The following is a 20,033-nucleotide window of genomic DNA, read 5'->3' as shown; positions in this document are numbered from 1 at the left end:
CCACGCGAGCCTTGAAGCCCGCGTCGTGATTTCTGCGTTTCGACATGTTCTGATCTCCTCGTTCTTGGAGACCAGCAGACGTCAGATCGTAGCTTCCGTCACTGTCCAATTTTCGGGGAGGTGCTCACTCCAGAAGATAGAGGCGAGTGCTTGTGCAATATGCTCTGTTGAAAAATTATATCCGGCAGTCAAGCCCCTTTCAATGATCTGGAGATCCCACATCTTGAAGGCGTTAACGAGAGGAGAATCGAATTCTTTATTAAAATAAGCTTCGCACACCTTACAGAGCAACTTCGCCTTTCCGGTCTCATTACTAAAATGAATATTCCCAGCCCCAGCAGGAATCTGTATAAGTTTGCCACTATTCTGACGTGAGATAAGTCGAAAGAAACCATCCGGAATGGAGTGAGATGCGCAAAGCTCCGCATCACTCTGGCAGAAAGCACAAACCGCCACACTTCCTCCCTCAAAAATGCGCCTTCGGCTCATCCGGCTTGCCCGCGGCGAGTGCCAGCAGCCCGCCCACCAGACAGAACCCGATCGGGAACATGGTGAAGACGCCGAAGCCGAAGGCGTAATACATCAGCCCGCCGCCCAAAAGCATCAGCGCCCCGCCCCAGAGCGCGCGGATCTTCGCCATCGCCCCGCCGGCGATCGCCAGAAGCGGCGAGAGGAAGCTCGCCAGCCGGATCAGCTCGGGGTTCTGCACCTCGCCGAACATCTCGCCCACCTCGGCATGGCTGCGCACCACCTCGGTATAGCCATAACCGAAGAAGCCCACGATCAGGGCGATCAGCCCGCCGATGATGCCCAGCACCAGTGCCGCGTTACGCATTGCCTGTCTCCCGGGCCGGCGCGGCCCCTGGGGCAGACATAGGACCTTGCCCCCTGCCCCCGCAAGGGGCTGGCCTCGGGGCGCGGCGCGCTCTAGGCTCGGGCGGACCCGCGACAGGAGGCGCCGATGCACCCGACCCCACGCGATTACCCCGAGGCCCGCGGCGGCTGCCAGTGCGGCGCCGTGCGCTTCACGATTTCCGCAGGCCCGGGCGCCACCGGGATCTGCCACTGCCGGATGTGCCAGCGCGCGACCGGCAACGCCTTCGCGCCGCTCTATCAGGTGCCGGACGACCGCGTGACCTGGCAGGGGCAGGCCGCGGAATGGGCAAGCTCGAACATCTCCTGCCGCGGTTTCTGTCAGGCCTGCGGCACGCCGCTCTACATGCGCACCGACGACACCTACGAATTCATGGCCGGCTGCCTGCACCCCGACTTCCCCTTCGTCCCACAGGATCAGGGCGGGATCGAGGCGCGCCTGGAATGGCTCGATGCGCTGCCCACCCTGCCGGCACATACCACGCGCGAGAAATGGCTCGCCGTGGTGGTCTCGAACCAAGCCGAGGAAGACTGATGCCCAAGCGCCTGCGCCTGACCCGCCGCTTTCCGGTCTCGCTGACGAATGACGCCTATCGCGTGCTGCACCGCTTTGCCGCCGAAGCAGGGTTGACCCCCGACGAGGCGCTGGTGTTCCTGTTCGAGCATTTCGGCTCGGTCACCCATCACGAGAACCTGACCGCCCGGCTGCGCCTCTTCAAGGCCGAGCTCGAGGATCGCAAGGCCTGAGCGCGCACCGGCGGCCCGGTCGGAAGGTGAGTATTTGGGCCAAGAAAAAGCACAGGGAGCTCCTGTGCGCCCCGGCCACGGGAATCGGTCCGATTCCACGGTGAGAGCTTCACGCGCGACCGGGGCGGCTTTTCCTTGGGCGGTCATCGGCTCTCCAGCCTGTACCGCAGGGCCAGCGTGGCAGGTGCTGTTGAAGAAAGTCTTACCGGCGCTTTTTCTTGGCCTAAATACTCACTGCGACGTCCCCGACGCAGCGTCCCGGCCTGGTGACGTTGCGCCACATCCGGGCCCGGGGACTTACGCGCACGTCAATTCATTGCCAATATGACCATGATCTTGGGAGGGATCGGATGACCGCCACGCTGTATTGTTTCGGGGAATCGGGCAACGCCTACAAGGCTGCGCTGACCATGGCCCTTGCGGGCTATGACTGGACCCCGGTCTGGGTCGACTTCTTCCATGGCGGCGCGCGACGCCCCGAGTTCCTGGCACTGAACGAGATGGGCGAGGTGCCGGTCTTCGTCGAGAACGGCCTCACCCTGACGCAATCGGCGGTGATCCAGCTTCATGTCGCCGAACGCCGCGGCAAGCTGATGGAGGGCGACCGCGACGAGATCCTGCGCTGGCTCTTCTGGGACAACCACAAGGGCAGCGCACAATTCGGCACGCTGCGCTTCCTGATGAACTTCCTGCCCGAGGAGAAGCGCCCCGCCGAGGCGATCCGCTGGCTTTCCGGCCGGGTGCGGGCGGCGCTGGCGACGCTCGAGCAGCACCTCGAGGGACGTGACTGGATGGCCGGCACGGCCCCCAGCTTGGCCGATACCGCCTGCTGCGGCTACCTCTACTACCCCGAGCCCTTCGGGTTCGAGCGCGACCGTTTTCCCGCGATTTCCGCCTGGCTCGACCGCATCGCGGCCCTGCCCGGCTGGAAGCACCCTTACGAGATGATGCCCGGCAACCCGTCGGACCGGGCCTGAGGAGGAAAGATGACCGAAGCCTATATCTATGACGCCTGCCGCACGCCCCGCGGCAAGGGCCGCCCGGACGGCAGCCTGCACGAAGTGACCTCGGTCGCGCTGTCGGCGCGGCTCTTGAACGCGGTGAAGGAACGCAACGGGCTCGAGGGCCATGCCGTCGAGGACGTGATCTGGGGCAATGTCACCCAGGTCGGCGAGCAGGGCGGCTGCCTCGCGCGGTCCGCGGTGCTGCTGTCGGATCTCGACGAGCGGATCCCGGGCCTGGCGATCAACCGCTTCTGCGCGAGCGGCATGGAGGCGGTGAACCTCGCCGCGAACCAGGTGAAGGGCGGCGCGGGCCAGGCCTATATCGCCGGCGGCGTCGAGATGATGGGCCGCGTCGCCATGGGCTCGGACGGCGCCGCGATCGCCGTCGACCCCTCGCTCGCGATGAAGACCTATTTCGTGCCGCAGGGGATCTCGGCCGACATCATCGCCACCGAATACGGCTTCACCCGCGAGCAGGCCGACGCGCTGGCCGTCGAAAGCCAGCGCCGCGCCGCCGAGGCCTGGGCCGAGAACCGGTTCGCGAAATCCATCGTGCCGGTGCGGGACCAGAACGGCCTCGTGATCCTCGATCATGACGAGTTCATGCGGCCGCAGACCACGATGGAAAGCCTTGGCGCGCTGAAACCCTCGTTCAAGGACATGGGCGAGGTGATGCCGGGGTTCGACAAGGTGGCGATGCTGAAATATCCCCATCTCGACCACATCAACCACATCCACCACGCCGGCAACTCCTCGGGCATCGTCGATGGCGCGGCCGCCGTGCTGATCGGCAACAAGGAATTCGGCATCGCCCACGGGCTGAAGCCGCGCGCCCGCATCCGCGCCACGGCGAAGATCGGTACCGATCCGACGATCATGCTGACCGGCCCCGTCCCGGTGACCGAGAAGATCCTGCGTGACAGCGGCATGTCGATCAAGGACATCGACCTTTTCGAGGTGAACGAGGCCTTCGCGGCGGTGGTTCTGCGCTTCATGCAGGCCTTCGACGTCTCGCCCGACAAGGTCAATGTCAACGGCGGCGCGATGGCCTTCGGCCACCCGCTCGGCGCCACCGGCGCGATCATCATCGGCACGGTGCTCGACGAGCTTGAACGGCGCGACCTGTCGACCGGCCTTGCCACGCTGTGCATCGCCTCGGGCATGGGCGCCGCCACGATCATCGAGCGCGTCTGATGCCGAAGCTCGACCTTGCCAAGGCGCCGGTGAAGACCGGCTCGCTCTACCCGGCGCCTTACGCCGGGCAGATGGCGGGGCGTTCCTCGATCCGGCTCGGCGATCTCGCCGGGCTGACCCAGTTCGGCGTGAACATCGTCACGCTCGAGCCGGGGGCCGTGGCCTCGCTGCGGCACTGGCACCTGAACGAGGACGAGTTCGGCATGGTGCTCGAGGGCGAGCTGATCCTCGTCGAGGACGAGGGCGAGACCGTGATGCGCCCGGGCGACTGCGCGGCATGGAAGGCGGGGGTGGCAAACGGCCACCGCTTCGTCAACCGCTCCGATGCGCCCACGCGCTTCCTGATCGTCGGATCGAAGGCCACCGAAGAGGTCGCCACCTATTCCGACGTCGACATGAAACTGCACATCGCGGGCGACAAGGCCCGCTTCACCTATCAGGACGGCAGCGATTGGGCGGGTCCCCGCGACCTCGCGCCGAAGGGAGAGAGAAATGGCTGATTTCACCTACGAGCTCGGTGCCGACGGCGTCGCCGTCATCACCTGGGACGTGCCCGGCAAGTCGATGAACGTGATGAGCCTCGAGGGCTTTGCGCTTCTCGACAGCTTCATCGACACGGCGCTTGCCGACGAAGCCGTGAAGGGCGTCGTCATCACCTCGGGCAAGAAGGACTTTGCCGGCGGCATGGACCTGAACGTCATCGCGCAGATGCGCGAGGGCGGCGCGCAGGCGATCTTCGAGGGCGTGATGCAGATGCACAAGGTCCTGCGCAAGATCGAGCGCGCGGGCATGGACCCGAAGACGCTGAAGGGGGGCAAGCCGATCGCCGCGGCGCTGCCGGGCACCGCGCTTGGCATCGGGCTCGAGCTGCCGCTGTCGACCCACCGCATCTTCGCCGCCGACAATCCGAAGGCGAAGATCGGCCTGCCCGAGATCATGGTCGGCATCTTCCCGGGCGCGGGCGGCACCACCCGCCTCGTGCGCAAGATGGGCGCGATGGTCGCGGCGCCGTTCCTGCTGGAAGGCAAGCTGAGCGATCCGAAGAAGGCCCGCGCGGCCGGCATCATCGACGAGGTGGCCGAGGATCCGGTCGCCGCGGCGAAGGACTGGGTGCTGAACGCCAAGGACGCCGATCTGGTGAAACCGTGGGACGCGAAGGGCTACAAGATGCCCGGCGGCGCGCCCTATCACCCGGCGGGTTTCATGACCTTCGTCGGTGCCTCGGCGATGGTGCATGGCAAGACCATGGGCGTCTATCCGGCGGCGAAGGCGCTGCTGAGCGCGGTCTATGAAGGCGCGCTGGTGCCCTTCGATCAGGCGCTGAAGATCGAGGCGCGCTGGTTCACCAACGTGCTGATGAACCCGTCCTCGACGGCGATGATCCGCTCGCTCTTCATCAACAAGGAAGCGCTGGAAAAGGGCGCGAACCGGCCGAAGGTCGCCGACCAGACGGTGAAGAAGGTGGGCATTCTCGGCGCCGGCATGATGGGCGCGGGCATCGCCTATGTCTCGGCGAACGCCGGCATCGAGGTGGTGCTGATCGACAGCACGATCGAGGCGGCCGAGCGCGGCAAGGCCTATTCGACCGGGCTGCTCGACAAGGGCATCTCGCGCAAGAAGGTGACCGAGGAGAAGAAGGCCGAGGTGCTCGCCCGCATCACCGCCACCACCGATTACGCCGCCCTTGCGGGCTGTGACCTGGTGGTCGAGGCGGTGTTCGAGGACCCGACCGTCAAGGCCGGCGTCACGGCGCAGGCCGAGGCGGTGATCCCCGAGGACGCGATCTTCGCCACCAACACCTCGACCCTGCCGATCTCGATGCTGGCGAAGGCCAGCAAGCGCCCCGAGCAGTTCATCGGCATCCACTTCTTCTCGCCGGTCGACAAGATGCTTCTGGTCGAGATCATCAAGGGCGAGCAGACCGGCCCGGTCGCGGTGGCAAAGGCGCTCGATTTCGTGCGCCAGATCCGCAAGACGCCGATCGTCGTCAACGACGCGCGCTTCTTCTACGCCAACCGCTGCATCATCCCCTATATCAACGAGGGGATCCGGATGCTGGCCGAGGGCGTGAGCCCCACGCTGATCGAGAACGCGGCGAAGCTTGTCGGCATGCCGCTTGGCCCGCTGCAGCTCGTCGACGAGACCTCGATCGATCTGGGGGTCAAGATCGCCAAGGCGACCAAGACCGCCATGGGCGACGCCTATCCGGACGCGGCCGTGGACGAGGTGATCTTCTGGATGGCCGATCAGGGCCGCCTTGGCCGCAAGAACAAGGCGGGCTTCTACACCTATGACGAGGCCGGCAAGCGCGGCGGGTTCTGGGAGGGGCTGGCGCCCAAGTATCCCGAGGCCGCCGAACAGCCCGACCTGCACGAGGTGCAGCACCGTCTGCTGATGGCGCAGGTGCTGGAAGCAGTGCGTGCCTTCGAGCAGGGCGTGCTCGAGGACATCCGCGAGGGTGACGTCGGCGCCATCCTCGGCTGGGGCTTCGCGCCGTGGTCGGGCGGCCCGTTCAGCTGGCTCGACATCCTCGGCGCGGCGCGTGCGGCCGAGATCTGCGACGATCTCACCGCCCGCTTCGGCGCCCGCTTCGAGACGCCGGCGCTGCTGCGCGATCTCGCCGCCACCGGCGAGAGCTTCTATGGCCGCTACGGCTCGGGCATCGCGGCGAAAGCTGCCTGAGCCAGGGCGTAACACGACAGTCGACGCCGGGGGCCTTCGGGTCTCCGGCGTTTTCCGTTCTCAGAAGCTGTAGCCGAAGCGCGCGATGTCCTCGGCGCAGATCTGCGCCACGATCTCGGCTTCGCGGTCGCCATAATAGGGCCGCCAGTCGCGCCCCCGCTCCGAGGCATTCGCCCGCTCGAGCGGCGTGAGGCGAAAGCCCAGATGCGACTCGAGCGGCGCGGCATCCTCGTCGAGATGCTCGAGCCGCAGGAAGGCGCGGGCGCAGTCGCGGCCGTCCGCCAACCGCAGATAGCTGCCATAGGGCGCGCCACCGATCGAGGCGCGGGTGAAGGGATGGGCAAGGAAGGCCGGAAAATCGAGCCTCTGCGCCAGCGTGACCGCCGGATGCGCGAAGCGCTGTGCCTGCAGCCAGGCGTAATAGCTGACCATCCGGTCCCAAGGGTTGCGTACCAGCGTGAAGGTGAACCAGTCGCGTACCTCGGCCTCGGTGTAAAGCCCCACGCCATCGGCCAGCGTCGCGTGTTTCCATAGCCGCCCCGCCGTCTGCACGCCCGCAAGCCGCCCGCGCCGGCGCCGCGCCTTGGGGGTGTCGCCGACCAGGATGTCACCCGCCATCGCCCGTGCCTCGAGCGCCAGCGCAAGCGCCGTACCCCCGGTCTTCGGGATGTGGACGAAGATGTAACGGCGGCCGGGCGAGACGATCATCGCGCCAGCCTAACGCCTTCGCGCGCCCCGCAGAAGGGGGGGCCGCAGCCCCGCTGCGGCTGCTAGCGCAATCACGAAATGACGTAACGTAAACTTTCGCGTGACGTGCGCCGCGCCCCCTTCCCTTTCGCGCAACAGTTGCCAATGATCGCGGAAATTTTGCGGAATATTTCACAATCTGACGACCGGGGAGGAGAACCGATGGGTTGGCTTGCAGACGAAACAGGGCTCGACAAATGCGCGGCGAACTTCGTGCCGCTGACGCCGCTGTCGCATCTGAACCGCGCGCTCGAGGTCTTTCCGGAACGCACCGCGCTGGTCTATGGCACCACCCGCCGCACTTACGTCGAGTTCCACGCCCGGGTGAGCCAGCTCGCCTCGGCGCTGAAGGAACGCGGCATCGTCCCGGGTGACGTGGTGGCGGCGATCCTGCCCAACACCGCCCCGCAGGTCGAGGCACATTTCGGCGTGCCCGCCTGCGGCGCGATCCTGAACGCGATCAACACCCGCCTCGACGTCGACACCGTCACCTATATCTTCGAGCATTCGGGCGCGAAGATGGTGCTGTGCGACACGCAGTTCCTGAAGCTTGCCGAGGATGCGGTGAAGCAGATGCACGGCACGCCGCCGCAGATCATCGAGGTCGCCGACCCCGAGCATGGCTTCGCCGCGGGCGGCCATTACCTCGAATACGAGGACCTGATCGCCATGGGCGATCCGATGTTCGACTGGATCATGCCGCAGGACGAGTGGGAGAGCATCGCGCTCAACTACACCTCGGGCACCACCGGCAAGCCGAAGGGCGTGGTCTATCATCACCGCGGCGCCTATCTTGCCACCATGGGCAACGCGATCTCGTGGCAGATGCAGCTTTATCCGGTGCTGCTGACCATCGTGCCGCTGTTCCACTGCAACAGCTGGACCCACCCGTGGATGATGCCGATGCTGGGCGGCACCACGGTGTGCTGCCGCGACGTCACCGCGAAGGCGATCTATGACGCGATCGCCGACGAGGGCGTGACCCATTTCGCCGGCGCGCCGATCGTGCTGAACACGCTCATCAACTGCAAGGACAGCGATCGCCGCCCCTTCGACCATGTGGTCGAGGTGTTCACCGCGGGCGCCCCGCCGCCCGCCGCGACCCTCGCCGCGATCGAGCCCTTGGGCTTCAACGTGACGCAGGTCTATGGCCTGACCGAGGTCTACGGCCCCGCCACCGTCTGCACCTGGAAGCCCGAGTGGAAGGGCATCGAGGGCGAGGAACGCGCCGAGATCAAAGCCCGCACCGGCGTGCTGATGCCGATGATGGAAACCATCACCGTGCATGACCACGGCCACGAGGTCGCCCGCGACGGCGTCCATCTGGGCGAGATCGTGATGCGCGGCAACTCGGTGATGAAGGGCTATTTCAAGAACCCGCAGGCGACGCAGGAGGCCTTCGAGGGCGGCTGGTTCCGCTCGGGCGACATCGCCTTCATGCACCCCGATGGCTATATCAAGATCACCGACCGCGCGAAGGACATCATCATCTCGGGCGGCGAGAACGTCTCCTCGGTCGAGGTCGAGGGCGTGATCGCGGCGCATCCCGCCGTGTCGCTCGCCTCGGTCGTGGCCAAGCCCGACGAGAAATGGGGCGAGGTGCCCTGCGCCTTCGTCGAGCTGAAGGAAGGCGCCTCGGTCACCGACAAGGAGATCATGGCCTTCTGCCGCGAGCGTCTGGCCGGCTTCAAGACGCCGAAGCGCGTGGTCTTCGCCGACCTGCCCAAGACCTCGACCGGCAAGATCCAGAAATTCGAGCTGCGCGCCGTCGCGAAGCTGCTCGACTGACGGGATCGCCTCCGCGATGCGCAGGACGGGGGGCTTCGGTCCCCCGCTCTTCTTTCGGCCCTGCGATTGACCCCGGACCCCGATTCGCTATCCTGCCCGAAACAAGGCAGACCCGGACCGGATGACCGCACTCAAGCAATTTCTGAGGCTCGAAGCCCCCGGCATCTGGCGCGAGGGGGCCGAGGCACAGCGGCGCGCGGTGATCGTCTCCTTCGGTGACGCGACACTGGTGATCGCCGATGACCGCTCGGCGCGGGCACTGGCGCACTGGTCGCTTGCCGCGCTGGTGCGGCTCAACCCCGGCAAGCGGCCCGCGCTTTATGCCCCCTCCGAGGAACCAGGCGAGGAGCTCGAGATCGAGGACGCGACCCTGATCGACGCGATCGAGAAGGTCCAGCGCGCGATCGAGGCGCGGCGCCCGCATCCGGGCCGGCTGCGCGGGATGCTGACGGCGGGCACGATTGGCGTCGTGGTGCTGGCCGCCCTCGTCTGGCTGCCCGGTGCGCTGACCGCGCAGGCCGCGCGCGTCGCGCCGATGGCGAAGCGCACCGAGATCGGCCGCGCCGTGCTGGTCGACCTCGAACGCGCGACGGGGGCTGCGGCCTGTCATTCGAAGGCGGGCGATGCGGCGCTTGCGGCCCTGGCCGAGCGCCTGCCCGACACCGCGCAGGTCGCGGTGCTGCCGCGCGGGCTGACCGGCGGGCGTCGTCTGCCGGGCAAGATCGTCGCGCTTGGCCGCGACACCATCGCCGGCCCCGATACGCCCGAGGTTGCAGCCGGCGCGGTACTCGAGGCGAACCTCGCCGCCACGGGACAGGACCCGCTACTCGACTTCCTCCGCTGGGCGGGTGTGCGCGCCGCCTTCAGCCTGCTGATCACCGGCGATCTGCCGGCAAATGCCGTTTCGGGCTATGGCGCGCACCTGCTCAAGACCCAGCCGCCGCTGCCGCCCGAGGCGGCGCTGCTCGCGGCCTTCGGCGCGGCGGGCGTGTCCTCGACCCCCTGGGCCTATGCCCGCGACCCCTCGGGGGAAAGCGTGCTCGGACTGATCGAGGCGGACCCGTTCAAGGGCCGCCCCGCGCCCGAGCCGGTGCTGGCCGACGAGCAATGGGTGGCACTGCAGGGGATCTGCGACTGACGAAAAAGGCGGCCCGATGGCCGCCTTGAGCATCCGCGGAAGGGCGATCGTCAGCGCAGGATCGCGTCGCCGAAGCCCGCGGCGCGCACGCTGCCAAGCGCCGCACCGGCATCACCGCCCGGCATCGGCCCGGCGTAGACGATGGTCATCGGCTTGCCCGCGCGCGTGATCCGCGCGCTCGAGACCGGCAGGCCAAGGGCGCGCAGCCGCGCCTTGGCGGCCTCGGCATTGCCGGCCACCCCGAAGGTGCCGACCTGCACGTAGCGCACGGCCGCGGCGGCCCCGGGCGCTGCCACCGGCGCCACCGATTTCGTCGAGGGCCGGGCCGAGACCGGCAGCACCTGCGCCGCCTCGCGATACTGCACCATCGGCGTCGACACGATCACCCGCGCGCTGGCGGGGGTGGTGGCGGTCAGCGGCCGCGCCGGCACCTGGTTGGTCCAGACCTGTGCCTGCTGCACGTCGCCGGTGCTCGCGCGCGGGCCGCGATAGGGGTTCAGCCGGCCGTCGTCGAAGGCAGGCTTGTAGCCCGAGGGGCCGACCTTCGTCGCCACGATCACCGGCGCAAGGGTCGTCGGCCCGGCCGGATGGCGCAGATAGACCGCGTCGGGCGCGGGCGCCAGCGTGCCCTGATAGGGGCTCGAGGCGGCATAACCCTGTTGCGCGGTCATCGGCAGCGGCGCGATCGGCTGGGTCACCGGCGCGCGCGAGACCCGCGGCGCGGCCATGGCACGGCTCGTCCCGGCAACCGGCGTGGTCGAGGCGACGACCAGCCCCGGTACCGCAGCGCGGTTGATGAAGCCCACCGGGTCCTCGGTCTGCGGGCCGCAGCGCACCACGCTGCGCCCGTCCGACAGCGTATAGCGCTGCGCCACCGGCGACAGGTTCGGGCAGGTCGTGGCGGCGCCCTGCACCGTCTCGGCGGCAAGGATGGTCACCGGCGCGCCATAGGGGGCGGGTGTCACGGCAGGCGACGATGGGGCCGTGCCGCTCCAGTCGCCGCCCAGGGCATAGGGCGAGACATAGCGGCCGGGCGCGGGGGCCGCGGCCATCTTGACCGGACCGGGGGTCGGCACGGCCACGGGGGGCGCAGGCATCGCGACGGGAGCCAGGGCGGGCGTTGCCGGACGGCCGATCCGCGGCGGGGTGTTGGTGAGCGCAATGGTGGGCATCGGCTTGCCCACGCCGGGCGTCGGCTCGAACGGCGAGGCCGCACGCATCGGCCGGGCCGGAGCGGCCGGAACCGGCGCCGGAGCGGCGGCAACCCTGGCCGGAGCGGGTGCCGGCACGGCAGGTGTAGGTGCGGGAGCCGGCGCGCTCTTCGCCACGTCGAGAACCGGCGCCCCCGCCGGCAGCGACGGCTTGTAGCCGCACAGCTGCTTGCGATCGCGGCCGATCCGCGGCACCCAGTTCACACTGCCGCCATAGCCTGCACGGACGAAGACGCAGCCGGCGCTGTCGACATATTGGCGCCCCTGATAGGAGGCCGGCGGAAATTCGGCCGGCCCGTTGGTCTCGAGCCCCGCCCATGCGGCCGGGGCCCCAAGCACCGCCATCAGCAGCGTCGTCGTCAGAACCCCGCCAAACCGCATCATTACCCCCAAATCACCTCTCAGGGAAAATGACGCAGGATTGCCCGCGAGTAAAGGAAAAAGGCCTTATTTTGTGCCGAACATGCGGTCGCCCGCATCCCCTAGGCCCGGCACGATATAGCCGTGATCGTTCAGGCATTCGTCGATCGAGGCGGTCACGATCGGCACGTCGGGATGCGCCTCGCGCATCCGCGCGATGCCCTCGGGGGCTGCGAGCAGGCACAGGAACCGGATGTTCTTCGCGCCCTGCGCCTTGATCAGATCGACCGCCGCGACCGAGCTGTTGCCGGTGGCCAGCATCGGATCGACCACGATCACCATCCGGTCCTCGAGCATGTTCGGCACCTTGCAGTAATACTGCACCGGCTGCAGCGTCTCGGGGTCGCGGTAGAGGCCGACAAAGCCCACGCGCGCCGCAGGGATCAGCTCGAGGATACCGTCGAGCAGGCCATTGCCCGCCCGCAGGATCGAGATCAGCGCGAGCTTCTTGCCCTCGAGGATCGGCGCTTCCATCTTGCACAGCGGCGTGTCGATCGTCTTCGTCGTCAGCTCGAGCCCGCGGGTGACCTCATAGGCCAGAAGCAGGCTGATCTCGCGCAAGAGCTGGCGAAAACCCGCGGTCGACGTGTCCTTCTCGCGCATCAGCGTGAGCTTGTGCTGCACCAGCGGGTGGTCGACCACCGTCACGAATTCGTCCATGGCATCCCTCAGTCTTGTTCTTGCAAAAAGCTGTGCCCGGGTCCCGAGGCGCGCAAACCGAGATGCGCCGCGACCGAGGCTCCGACGTCCGAATAGGCCACCTGCCCCACCGACCGCAAGCCGACACCGTGTCCCAGCACCGGCACCCGCTCGCGGGTGTGGTCGGTGCCGTGCCAGCTCGGGTCGTTGCCGTGGTCGGCGGTGAAGATCGCCAGATCGCCCGGCCGCAGCCGCGCGAGGAAGCGGCCGGCCTGCGCATCGAACCATTCAAGCGCCCGGGCATAGCCCGAAACATCGCGGCGATGGCCATAGAGGCTGTCGAACTCGACGAAGTTGGCGAAGGTCAGGCTGCCCTCCCCGGCCTCGTCGGCCAGCCGCAGCAGATGGCCCATCAGGTCGGCGTCGTTCTTGCCCTTGTGCAGCGCGCTGATGCCGCGATGGCTGAAGATGTCGCCGATCTTGCCGATCGCATGGGTGGTGCGGCCGGCATCATAGGCCCAGTCGAGCAGCGTCGGCGCCGGCGGTTCGATGGCGAAATCGCGCCGGTTCGGGGTGCGCACGAAATTGCCCGGACGGCCGACGAAGGGGCGCGCGATCACCCGCCCGACCTTCATCGCATGCAGCCGCGGCGCGATATCGCGGCACAGCTGCAGCAGGCGGGCAAGGCCGAAGGTCTCTTCATGCGCGGCGATCTGGAACACGCTGTCGGCCGAGGTGTAGCAGATCGGCCAGCCGCTGCGCATGTGCTCCTCGCCGAGCCGCTCGATGATCGCGGTGCCGGGGGCATGGCAATTGCCCAGGATCCCCGCGGTGCCGGCCTGCGCGGCGACGAAATCGACCAGATCGGGCGGGAAGCTGTTCTCGACCTCGGGGAAATAGTGCCAGTCCCACGGCACCGGCACGCCCGCCAGCTCCCAATGCCCCGAGGGCGTGTCCTTGCCCTTCGAGACCTCGCTTGCCGCGCCCCAAAGCCCGCGGGGCGGCGCGCCGAGCCCGGGCGGGCACAGCCCCGAGGCGAGCGTGACCGCAGCGCCGAGCCCGAGCGCATCGAGATGCGGCACCTTCAGCGGGCCTGAGCGCCCCGCCTCGGCCCGCCCCGCAGCACATTCCGTGGCGATATGGCCCACGGTATTGGCCCCGGTGTCGGGTTCGCCGTCGTTGAAGAAACTCGCGGCATCCGGCGCGCCGCCGATGCCGACGCTGTCCATCACGATCAGGAACGCACGGGTCATCTCACACATCCTCCGGGCCGATGCGGCCATGGATCAGCGGCGGCTCCTCGGGCATCTCGGCACTCAGCCCATAGGCCGCGCGCACCGCCGCCACCGCCGCCTCGGCCCTGTCGGCCGTCGTCGCGTGGACAAGGGCCAAAGGCTCGCCCGGGTCCATCTCCTCGCCGATCACCGCAAGGCCCGAGAGCCCGACCGAGGGGATGATCCGGTCGGTGCCGACGAGCCGCCCGCCGCCCAGCCGCACCACCGCCTCGCCAAGCGCGCGCGCATCGACCCGGGTCACGAAGCCCGCGCGCGGCGCCGGCACCGGCACCAGAACCGGGGCCGAGGGCAGACGGTCGGGATAGCGCTCGACGAAATCGAGCGGCCCGCCCAGTGCCGCGACCATCTTGCCGAAAACCTCGGCCGCGCGCCCGGTCTCGAGCGCATGGTCGATCATCGCCGCGCCGTCGTCCATCGTCTCGGCCTTGCCGGCAAGCACCAGCGCCTCGCCGCCCAGTGCCGCGGTCACATCCCACAGCGCCTCGTTCACCGCCGATCCGGTCAAGGTCTCCATCACCTCGAGCACCTCGAGCGCATTGCCCGCCGAATGGCCAAGGCTCTGACTCATGTCGGAGATCAGCGCCGAACAGCGACAGCCCGCACCATTCGCGGTGGCGACAAGGCTGCGCGCCAGCGCCTCGGCATCCTCCATCCGCGCCATGAAGGCACCCGAGCCGACCTTGACGTCGAGGACCAGCCCGTCGAGCCCCGCAGCGAGCTTCTTCGACAGGATCGAGGCGGTGATCAGGTCGATGCTCTCGACCGTGCCCGAGATGTCGCGAATGCCGTAAAGCCGCTTGTCGGCCGGCGCGATCTCGTCGGTGGCGCCGACGATGGCACAGCCGACCTCGGCCACCACCTTCTTCAGCGCCTCGACGCCGGGCAGCGCGCGATAGCCCGGGATCGCCTCCATCTTGTCGAGCGTGCCGCCGGTGTGACCGAGCCCCCGCCCAGAGATCATCGGCACATAGACACCGCAGGCGGCCAGCGCCGGCGCGAGCAACAGCGAAACGGAATCCCCGATGCCGCCGGTCGAATGCTTGTCGATCACCGGCCCGGCCAGATCCCAGTCGAGCACCTGCCCCGAGTCGCGCATCGCCCGCGTCAGCCCGACGCGCCCCTCGGTGCCGATGCCCTTCAGGAACACCGCCATCGCGAAGGCGCCCGCCTGCGCGTCCGACACCTCGCCGGAAGCCAGTCCCGCGGCGAACCAGGCCGCGGCCTCCGTCGTCAGCCCCTGCCCGTCGCGCACGACGGCGATGATCGAGCGTGCGTCCATCAGGCGTTATCCATGTGGCTTGCGTCGAAACGGCCCGGCAGCAACTCGCCGATCGTGGTGTCGAGCCGCGCCCCCGAGGTGGTGGCGAGCGTCACCGGCGTCTCGGCGCGGCCGAACTCGGCCAGCTTCTGCCGACAGCCACCGCAGGGCGGCACCGGGGTCGGGCTGTCGGCGATCACCGCCACTTCGACAAGCTCGGTCTCGCCCGCCGCGACCATCGCCGCGATCGCACCGGCCTCGGCGCAGGTGCCCTCGGGATAGGCGACATTCTCGACATTCACCCCGCGATAGACCGCCCCCGACTTGCCCCGCACCGCCGCGCCCACCTTGAAATGCGAATAGGGCGCGTAGGCATTCTCGCGCACCTCGCGCGCCAGCTCGACAAGGGACATCGGGGCCTCCGGGGTGATTTGTCCAAACGGTTCAACTGGCCCGAAGCTTGCGCCGCCTCCCGAAGCGATGCAAGCCGCCATGCAGTGCGCGGGATGCCCCCTTGCGGCCTTGCGCCGACGGGCCTATTTGCAGCGACAGGCCGAATAGTTTAAAGCTAAACCAGTTTCAGGGAGGCCCTCATGGACGAGTCACGGCACGAACCCGCGCGTCATCCCGCGCTCGACTACCACGAATTTCCGAAGCCCGGGAAGCTCGAGATCCGCGCGACGAAGCCGCTCGCCAATGGCCGCGACCTGAGCCGTGCCTATTCCCCGGGCGTCGCCGATGCCAGCCTCGAGATCAAGGCGGACCCGACGACCGCGGCGCGCTACACCGCGCGCGGCAACCTCGTCGCCGTCGTGACGAACGGCACCGCGGTGCTGGGCCTTGGCAACATCGGCCCACTTGCCGCGAAGCCGGTGATGGAGGGCAAGGCGGTCCTCTTCAAGAAATTCGCCAATATCGACGCCTTCGACATCGAGCTGAACCAGCCCGACCCGGAAAAGCTGGCCGAGATCGTCTGCGCGATGGAACCCGCCTTCGGCGCGATCAACCTTGAGGACATCAAGGCCCCCGACTGCTTCATCGTCGAGAAGATCTGCCGCGAGCGGATGAACATTCCGGTCTTCCACGACGACCAGCACGGCACCGCGATCGTGGTGGGGGCGGCGGCGACCAACGCGCTGCGGATCTCGGGCAAGCGCTTCGACGAGATCAAGATCGTCTCGACCGGCGGCGGTGCGGCCGGCATCGCCTGCCTGAACATGCTGCTGAAGCTGGGCGTCAAGCGCGAGAACGTCTGGCTGTGCGACATCCACGGCCTCGTCTACGAGGGCCGCGCCGAGGACATGAACCCGCAAAAGGCGGCCTATGCGCAGAAATCCGACCTGCGCACGCTCGATGACGTGATCGCCGGCGCCGACATGTTCCTTGGCCTTTCCGGCCCCGGCGTGCTGAAGCCCGAACATGTGGCGAAGATGACGCCCCGCCCGATCATCTTCGCGCTGGCGAACCCCACCCCCGAGATCCTGCCCGACGAGGTGCGCTCGGTCGCCCCCGGCGCGATCATCGCCACCGGCCGCTCGGACTTCCCGAACCAGGTCAACAACGTCCTGTGCTTCCCCTTCATCTTCCGCGGCGCGCTCGACGTCGGCGCGACGACGATCAACGACGAGATGCAGCTTGCCTGCATCGAGGGCATCGCGGCGCTTGCCCGTGTCACCACCTCGGCCGAGGCGGCGGCGGCCTATCGCGGCGAGAAGATGACCTTCGGCCCCGACTACCTGATCCCGAAGCCCTTCGACCTGCGGCTGATCGGCGTCGTCTCCTCGGCGGTGGCGAAGGCCGCGATGGAGACCGGCGTCGCCACCCGCCCGATCGAGGACCTCGCCGCCTACAAGCGCGCGCTCGAGGGCTCGGTGTTCAAGTCGGCGCTGCTGATGCGCCCGGTGTTCGAGGCGGCAGCCACCGCCTCGCGCCGGATCATCTTCGCCGAGGGTGAGGACGAGCGCGTGCTGCGCGCCGCCCAGGCGATGATCGAGGAGACCACCGACCGGCCGATCCTGATCGGCCGCCCCGAGGTGATCGAGGCGCGGCTTGACCGCATCGGCCTGCCGCTGCGCCCGGGCACCGATTTCGAGGTCGTCGACCCGAACAACGACCCGCGCTATCGCGACTATTGGGAGACCTATTACCGGCTGATGGCGCGGCGCGGCGTGACCCCCGACCTCGCCCGCGCGATCCTGCGCACCAACACCACCGCGATCGCCGCGATCGCCGTCCATCGCGGCGACGCCGACAGCATGATCTGCGGCACCTTCGGGCAATATCTGTGGCACCTGAACTATATCCGTCAGGTGCTGGCGCGCGACGGACTGCACCCGGTCGGCGCGCTCAGCCTGATGATCCTCGAGGACGGGCCGCTGTTCATCGCCGACACCCATGTCCACCACGAACCGACCCCCGAGGAGATCACCGCCGCGGTGATCGGCGCGGCGCGGCACGTGCGCCGCTTCGGGCTGGCGCCGAAGGTGGCGCTGTGCTCGCACAGCCAGTTCGGCAACCTCGACATCGACTCGGGGCGGCGGATGCGGGCGGCGATGGCGCTGCTCGACGCGCGCGAGCCCGATTTCGCCTATGAGGGCGAGATGCACATCGACGCCGCCCTCTCGCCCGAGATCCGGCACCGGCTGATGCCCGAAAGCCGGCTCGAGGGCGCGGCGAACGTGCTGATCTTCGGCAATACCGACGCCGCCTCGGGGGTGCGCAACATCCTCAAGGCAAAGGCCGGCGGGCTCGAGGTCGGCCCGATCCTGATGGGGATGGGCAACAAGGCGCATATCGTGACGCCCTCGATCACCACGCGCGGGCTGCTGAACATCTCGGCGCTCGCCGGCACGCCGGTCGCGCATTACGGCTGACCCCGGCCGGTGCGGGGCACAAGCGCCCCGCACCGGATGCAAAGCGAAGAAACTTTGCAAATTGCGTTATACCGCTCACGCGGCGCCAACAAAAACCACTGCTTTGCAAAAGTTTGCGCAAGCATTGCCCGAGGAACTGCAAAATTTTCCGGTCGGAATGCCGCATTCCCCGGTAACAATCTTGCAGGAATCTCTTAGCCTCCGTAACAAGAAAACCAGCTTGGAGGAGGCATACAATGGCATACAAGGACGTCTACGCAGCCTGGCAGGCCGACCCGGAAGGGTTCTGGATGCAGGCGGCGGAGCAGATCGACTGGGTCGAGAAACCCACGAAGGCGCTCTTCGACGAGAAGGCCCCGATCTACGAATGGTTCTCGGATGGCATGGTCAACACCTGCTGGAACGCGGTCGACCGCCATGTGCTGGCCGGTCGCGGCGACCAGATCGCGATCATGCACGAAAGCCCGATCACCCATTCGACCAAGGGCATCACCTACAAGGAACTGCAAAAGCGCGTGGCCTCACTCGCCGGCGCGCTGCGCATGCGCGGCGTCGAAAAGGGTGACCGCATCATCATCTACATGCCGATGATCCCCGAGGCGCTCGAGGCGATGCTCGCCTGCGCCCGCATCGGCGCGATTCACTCAGTCGTCTTCGGCGGGTTCGCGGCGCATGAACTTGCGGTGCGGATCGACGACTGCACGCCGAAGGCGATCATCGCCTCCTCCTGCGGCCTCGAGCCGAACCGCGTCGTGCATTACAAGCCGCTTCTCGACGAGGCGATCGACATCGCCACCCACAAGCCCGAGTTCTGCGTGATCTTCCAGCGCGAGCAGGAAGTGGCGAAGCTGGTCGAGGGCCGCGACTTCTCCTGGCACGGCTTCCAGTATGGCGTGCGCCCGGCCGAATGCGTGGCGGTCGAGGGCAACCACCCGGCCTACATCCTCTACACCTCGGGCACGACCGGCGCGCCGAAGGGGGTGATCCGGGCCACCGGCGGCCATCTCGTCGCGCTGAACTGGACGATGAAGAACATCTACAACATCGAGGCGGGCGACCGGTTCTGGGCCGCCTCGGACGTGGGGTGGGTCGTCGGCCACAGCTACATCTGCTATGGCCCGCTGATCGCCGGCGCGACCACCGTGGTGTTCGAGGGCAAGCCCGTCGGCACGCCGCACCCGGGCGTGTTCTGGCGGGTGATCCAGAACAACCGGATCAAGAGCTTCTTCACCGCGCCGACCGCTCTGCGTGCGATCCGGCGCGAGGACCCGAACGGCGACTGGATCAAGCGCTACAAGCTGCACGAGATGCAGGCGCTGTTCCTGGCCGGCGAGCGCGCCGACCCGGACACGGTGAAATGGGCGCAGGAGCACCTCGGCGTGCCGGTGATCGACCATTGGTGGCAGACGGAAACCGGCTGGGCGATCGCGGCGAACCCGCTTGGCATCGAATTGCTGCCCACGAAGCTCGGCTCGCCCTCGGTGGCGATGCCCGGCTATGACGTGCAGATCCTCGACGAGGGCGGCCACCCGCTGAAGGACGGCGAGCTCGGCGCGATCGCGATCAAGCTGCCGCTGCCTCCGGGCACGCTGCCGACGCTGTGGAATGCCGAGGACCGCTTCAAGAAGAGCTATCTGAGCCACTTCCCGGGCTATTACGAGACCGGCGACGCGGGCTACAAGGACGAGGACGGCTATCTCTACATCATGGCGCGCACCGATGACGTGATCAACGTCGCGGGCCACCGGCTGTCGACCGGAGCAATGGAAGAGGTGCTTGCCTCGCATCCCGACGTCGCCGAATGTGCGGTGATCGGTGCCGCCGACGAGCTGAAGGGCCAGACCCCGATCGGTTTCTTGTGCCTGAACAAGGGCTGCACCCGCGACGAGAAGGCAATCGTGCGCGAATGCGTTGCCCTCGTGCGCGACCAGATCGGCCCGGTCGCAGCCTTCAAGACTGCGGTCGTCGTCGACCGGCTGCCGAAGACCCGCTCGGGCAAGATCCTGCGCGGCACGATGGTGAAGATCGCCGACGGACAGGATTACAAGATGCCCGCGACGATCGACGACCCGGCGATCCTCGACGAGATCACCGCGGCGCTGAAGTCGATCGGCTACCCGGCGGCATGACCGGACTGGCGGGGCCCGCTCAGGGCTCCGCCGCT

18 protein-coding genes are annotated in these 20,033 nt (G+C 67.8%); 10 read left to right on the top strand and 8 right to left on the bottom strand.

What is annotated here, in order from left to right:
- Positions 1-81: 81 nt before the first annotated feature.
- Positions 82-489, bottom strand: coding sequence for a hypothetical protein (locus EOW65_RS08385; protein ID WP_128148509.1), 408 nt, complete (start codon positions 487-489; stop codon positions 82-84).
- Positions 467-835, bottom strand: a complete 369-nt coding sequence (locus tag EOW65_RS08380; protein ID WP_128148508.1) for a hypothetical protein — start codon at positions 833-835, stop codon at positions 467-469. Before EOW65_RS08380 ends, EOW65_RS08385 begins: the two co-directional genes overlap by 23 nt.
- A 126-nt stretch (positions 836-961) precedes the next feature.
- Between EOW65_RS08380 and EOW65_RS08375 the strand changes: the two genes are divergently transcribed.
- The 6 genes from EOW65_RS08375 to EOW65_RS08350 all read left to right on the top strand — a co-directional run bounded on the left by EOW65_RS08375 (position 962) and on the right by EOW65_RS08350 (position 6,500).
- Entirely contained in the window at positions 962-1,408 is a 447-nt protein-coding gene (locus EOW65_RS08375; protein ID WP_128148507.1) for a GFA family protein, read from the top strand.
- Positions 1,408-1,620, top strand: a complete 213-nt coding sequence (locus EOW65_RS08370; RefSeq protein WP_113899791.1) for a hypothetical protein — start codon at positions 1,408-1,410, stop codon at positions 1,618-1,620. The genes EOW65_RS08375 and EOW65_RS08370 overlap by 1 nt, the downstream gene beginning before the upstream one ends.
- A gap of 350 nt (positions 1,621-1,970) precedes the next feature.
- On the top strand, positions 1,971-2,597 hold the full coding sequence (locus EOW65_RS08365; RefSeq protein WP_128148506.1) for a glutathione S-transferase family protein: 627 nt from the start codon (positions 1,971-1,973) through the stop codon (positions 2,595-2,597).
- A gap of 9 nt (positions 2,598-2,606) precedes the next feature.
- Positions 2,607-3,818, top strand: coding sequence for an acetyl-CoA C-acetyltransferase (locus EOW65_RS08360; RefSeq protein ID WP_128148505.1), 1,212 nt, complete (start codon positions 2,607-2,609; stop codon positions 3,816-3,818).
- Positions 3,818-4,318, top strand: coding sequence for a cupin domain-containing protein (locus EOW65_RS08355; RefSeq protein WP_128148504.1), 501 nt, complete (start codon positions 3,818-3,820; stop codon positions 4,316-4,318). Before EOW65_RS08360 ends, EOW65_RS08355 begins: the two co-directional genes overlap by 1 nt.
- The gene (locus EOW65_RS08350; protein WP_128148503.1) at positions 4,311-6,500 is read left to right on the top strand and encodes a 3-hydroxyacyl-CoA dehydrogenase NAD-binding domain-containing protein; all 2,190 of its coding nucleotides are present in this window, start codon (positions 4,311-4,313) and stop codon (positions 6,498-6,500) included. Before EOW65_RS08355 ends, EOW65_RS08350 begins: the two co-directional genes overlap by 8 nt.
- Before the next feature lie 60 nt (positions 6,501-6,560).
- Here EOW65_RS08350 and EOW65_RS08345 read toward each other — a convergent pair whose 3' ends face one another.
- The gene (locus tag EOW65_RS08345) at positions 6,561-7,208 is read right to left on the bottom strand and encodes a sulfotransferase family 2 domain-containing protein (RefSeq protein ID WP_128148502.1); all 648 of its coding nucleotides are present in this window, start codon (positions 7,206-7,208) and stop codon (positions 6,561-6,563) included.
- A gap of 201 nt (positions 7,209-7,409) precedes the next feature.
- On the opposite strand from EOW65_RS08345, the gene EOW65_RS08340 reads away from it, so the two are divergent.
- Complete coding sequence (locus EOW65_RS08340) at positions 7,410-9,035, top strand: AMP-binding protein (protein ID WP_128148501.1); 1,626 nt, start codon at positions 7,410-7,412, stop codon at positions 9,033-9,035.
- Between the two features lie 121 nt (positions 9,036-9,156).
- Entirely contained in the window at positions 9,157-10,173 is a 1,017-nt protein-coding gene (locus tag EOW65_RS08335; RefSeq protein ID WP_128148500.1) for a hypothetical protein, read from the top strand.
- A gap of 50 nt (positions 10,174-10,223) precedes the next feature.
- Here EOW65_RS08335 and EOW65_RS08330 read toward each other — a convergent pair whose 3' ends face one another.
- The 5 genes from EOW65_RS08330 to EOW65_RS08310 form a co-directional block, all read right to left on the bottom strand.
- A complete protein-coding gene (locus EOW65_RS08330; RefSeq protein WP_164880036.1) occupies positions 10,224-11,768 on the bottom strand; it encodes an SPOR domain-containing protein in 1,545 nt (514 codons plus the stop codon).
- 63 nt (positions 11,769-11,831) lie between these two features.
- Entirely contained in the window at positions 11,832-12,464 is a 633-nt protein-coding gene (upp, locus tag EOW65_RS08325) for a uracil phosphoribosyltransferase (protein WP_121531829.1), read from the bottom strand.
- Between the two features lie 8 nt (positions 12,465-12,472).
- A complete protein-coding gene (locus EOW65_RS08320) occupies positions 12,473-13,696 on the bottom strand; it encodes a phosphopentomutase (RefSeq protein ID WP_128148498.1) in 1,224 nt (407 codons plus the stop codon).
- A gap of 1 nt (position 13,697) precedes the next feature.
- Positions 13,698-15,017: a thymidine phosphorylase gene (locus tag EOW65_RS08315; RefSeq protein ID WP_128148497.1), complete on the bottom strand. Its 1,320-nt coding sequence runs from the start codon at positions 15,015-15,017 to the stop codon at positions 13,698-13,700.
- Positions 15,017-15,409 carry a cytidine deaminase gene (locus tag EOW65_RS08310; protein ID WP_128148496.1) on the bottom strand — a complete coding sequence of 131 codons (393 nt, stop codon included), beginning with the start codon at positions 15,407-15,409 and terminating at the stop codon, positions 15,017-15,019. Before EOW65_RS08310 ends, EOW65_RS08315 begins: the two co-directional genes overlap by 1 nt.
- Positions 15,410-15,589: 180 nt before the next feature.
- On the opposite strand from EOW65_RS08310, the gene EOW65_RS08305 reads away from it, so the two are divergent.
- Both EOW65_RS08305 and EOW65_RS08300 read left to right on the top strand, forming a co-directional pair.
- Positions 15,590-17,869: an NADP-dependent malic enzyme gene (locus EOW65_RS08305; protein ID WP_128148495.1), complete on the top strand. Its 2,280-nt coding sequence runs from the start codon at positions 15,590-15,592 to the stop codon at positions 17,867-17,869.
- A gap of 236 nt (positions 17,870-18,105) precedes the next feature.
- Complete coding sequence (locus EOW65_RS08300) at positions 18,106-19,998, top strand: propionyl-CoA synthetase (RefSeq protein WP_128148494.1); 1,893 nt, start codon at positions 18,106-18,108, stop codon at positions 19,996-19,998.
- Positions 19,999-20,033: the final 35 nt, after the last annotated feature.

Source organism: Paenirhodobacter ferrireducens, from assembly GCF_004022265.1.
Classification (GTDB): domain Bacteria; phylum Pseudomonadota; class Alphaproteobacteria; order Rhodobacterales; family Rhodobacteraceae; genus Rhodobacter; species Rhodobacter ferrireducens.
This window is presented reverse-complemented; position numbering and strand designations above follow the sequence as displayed.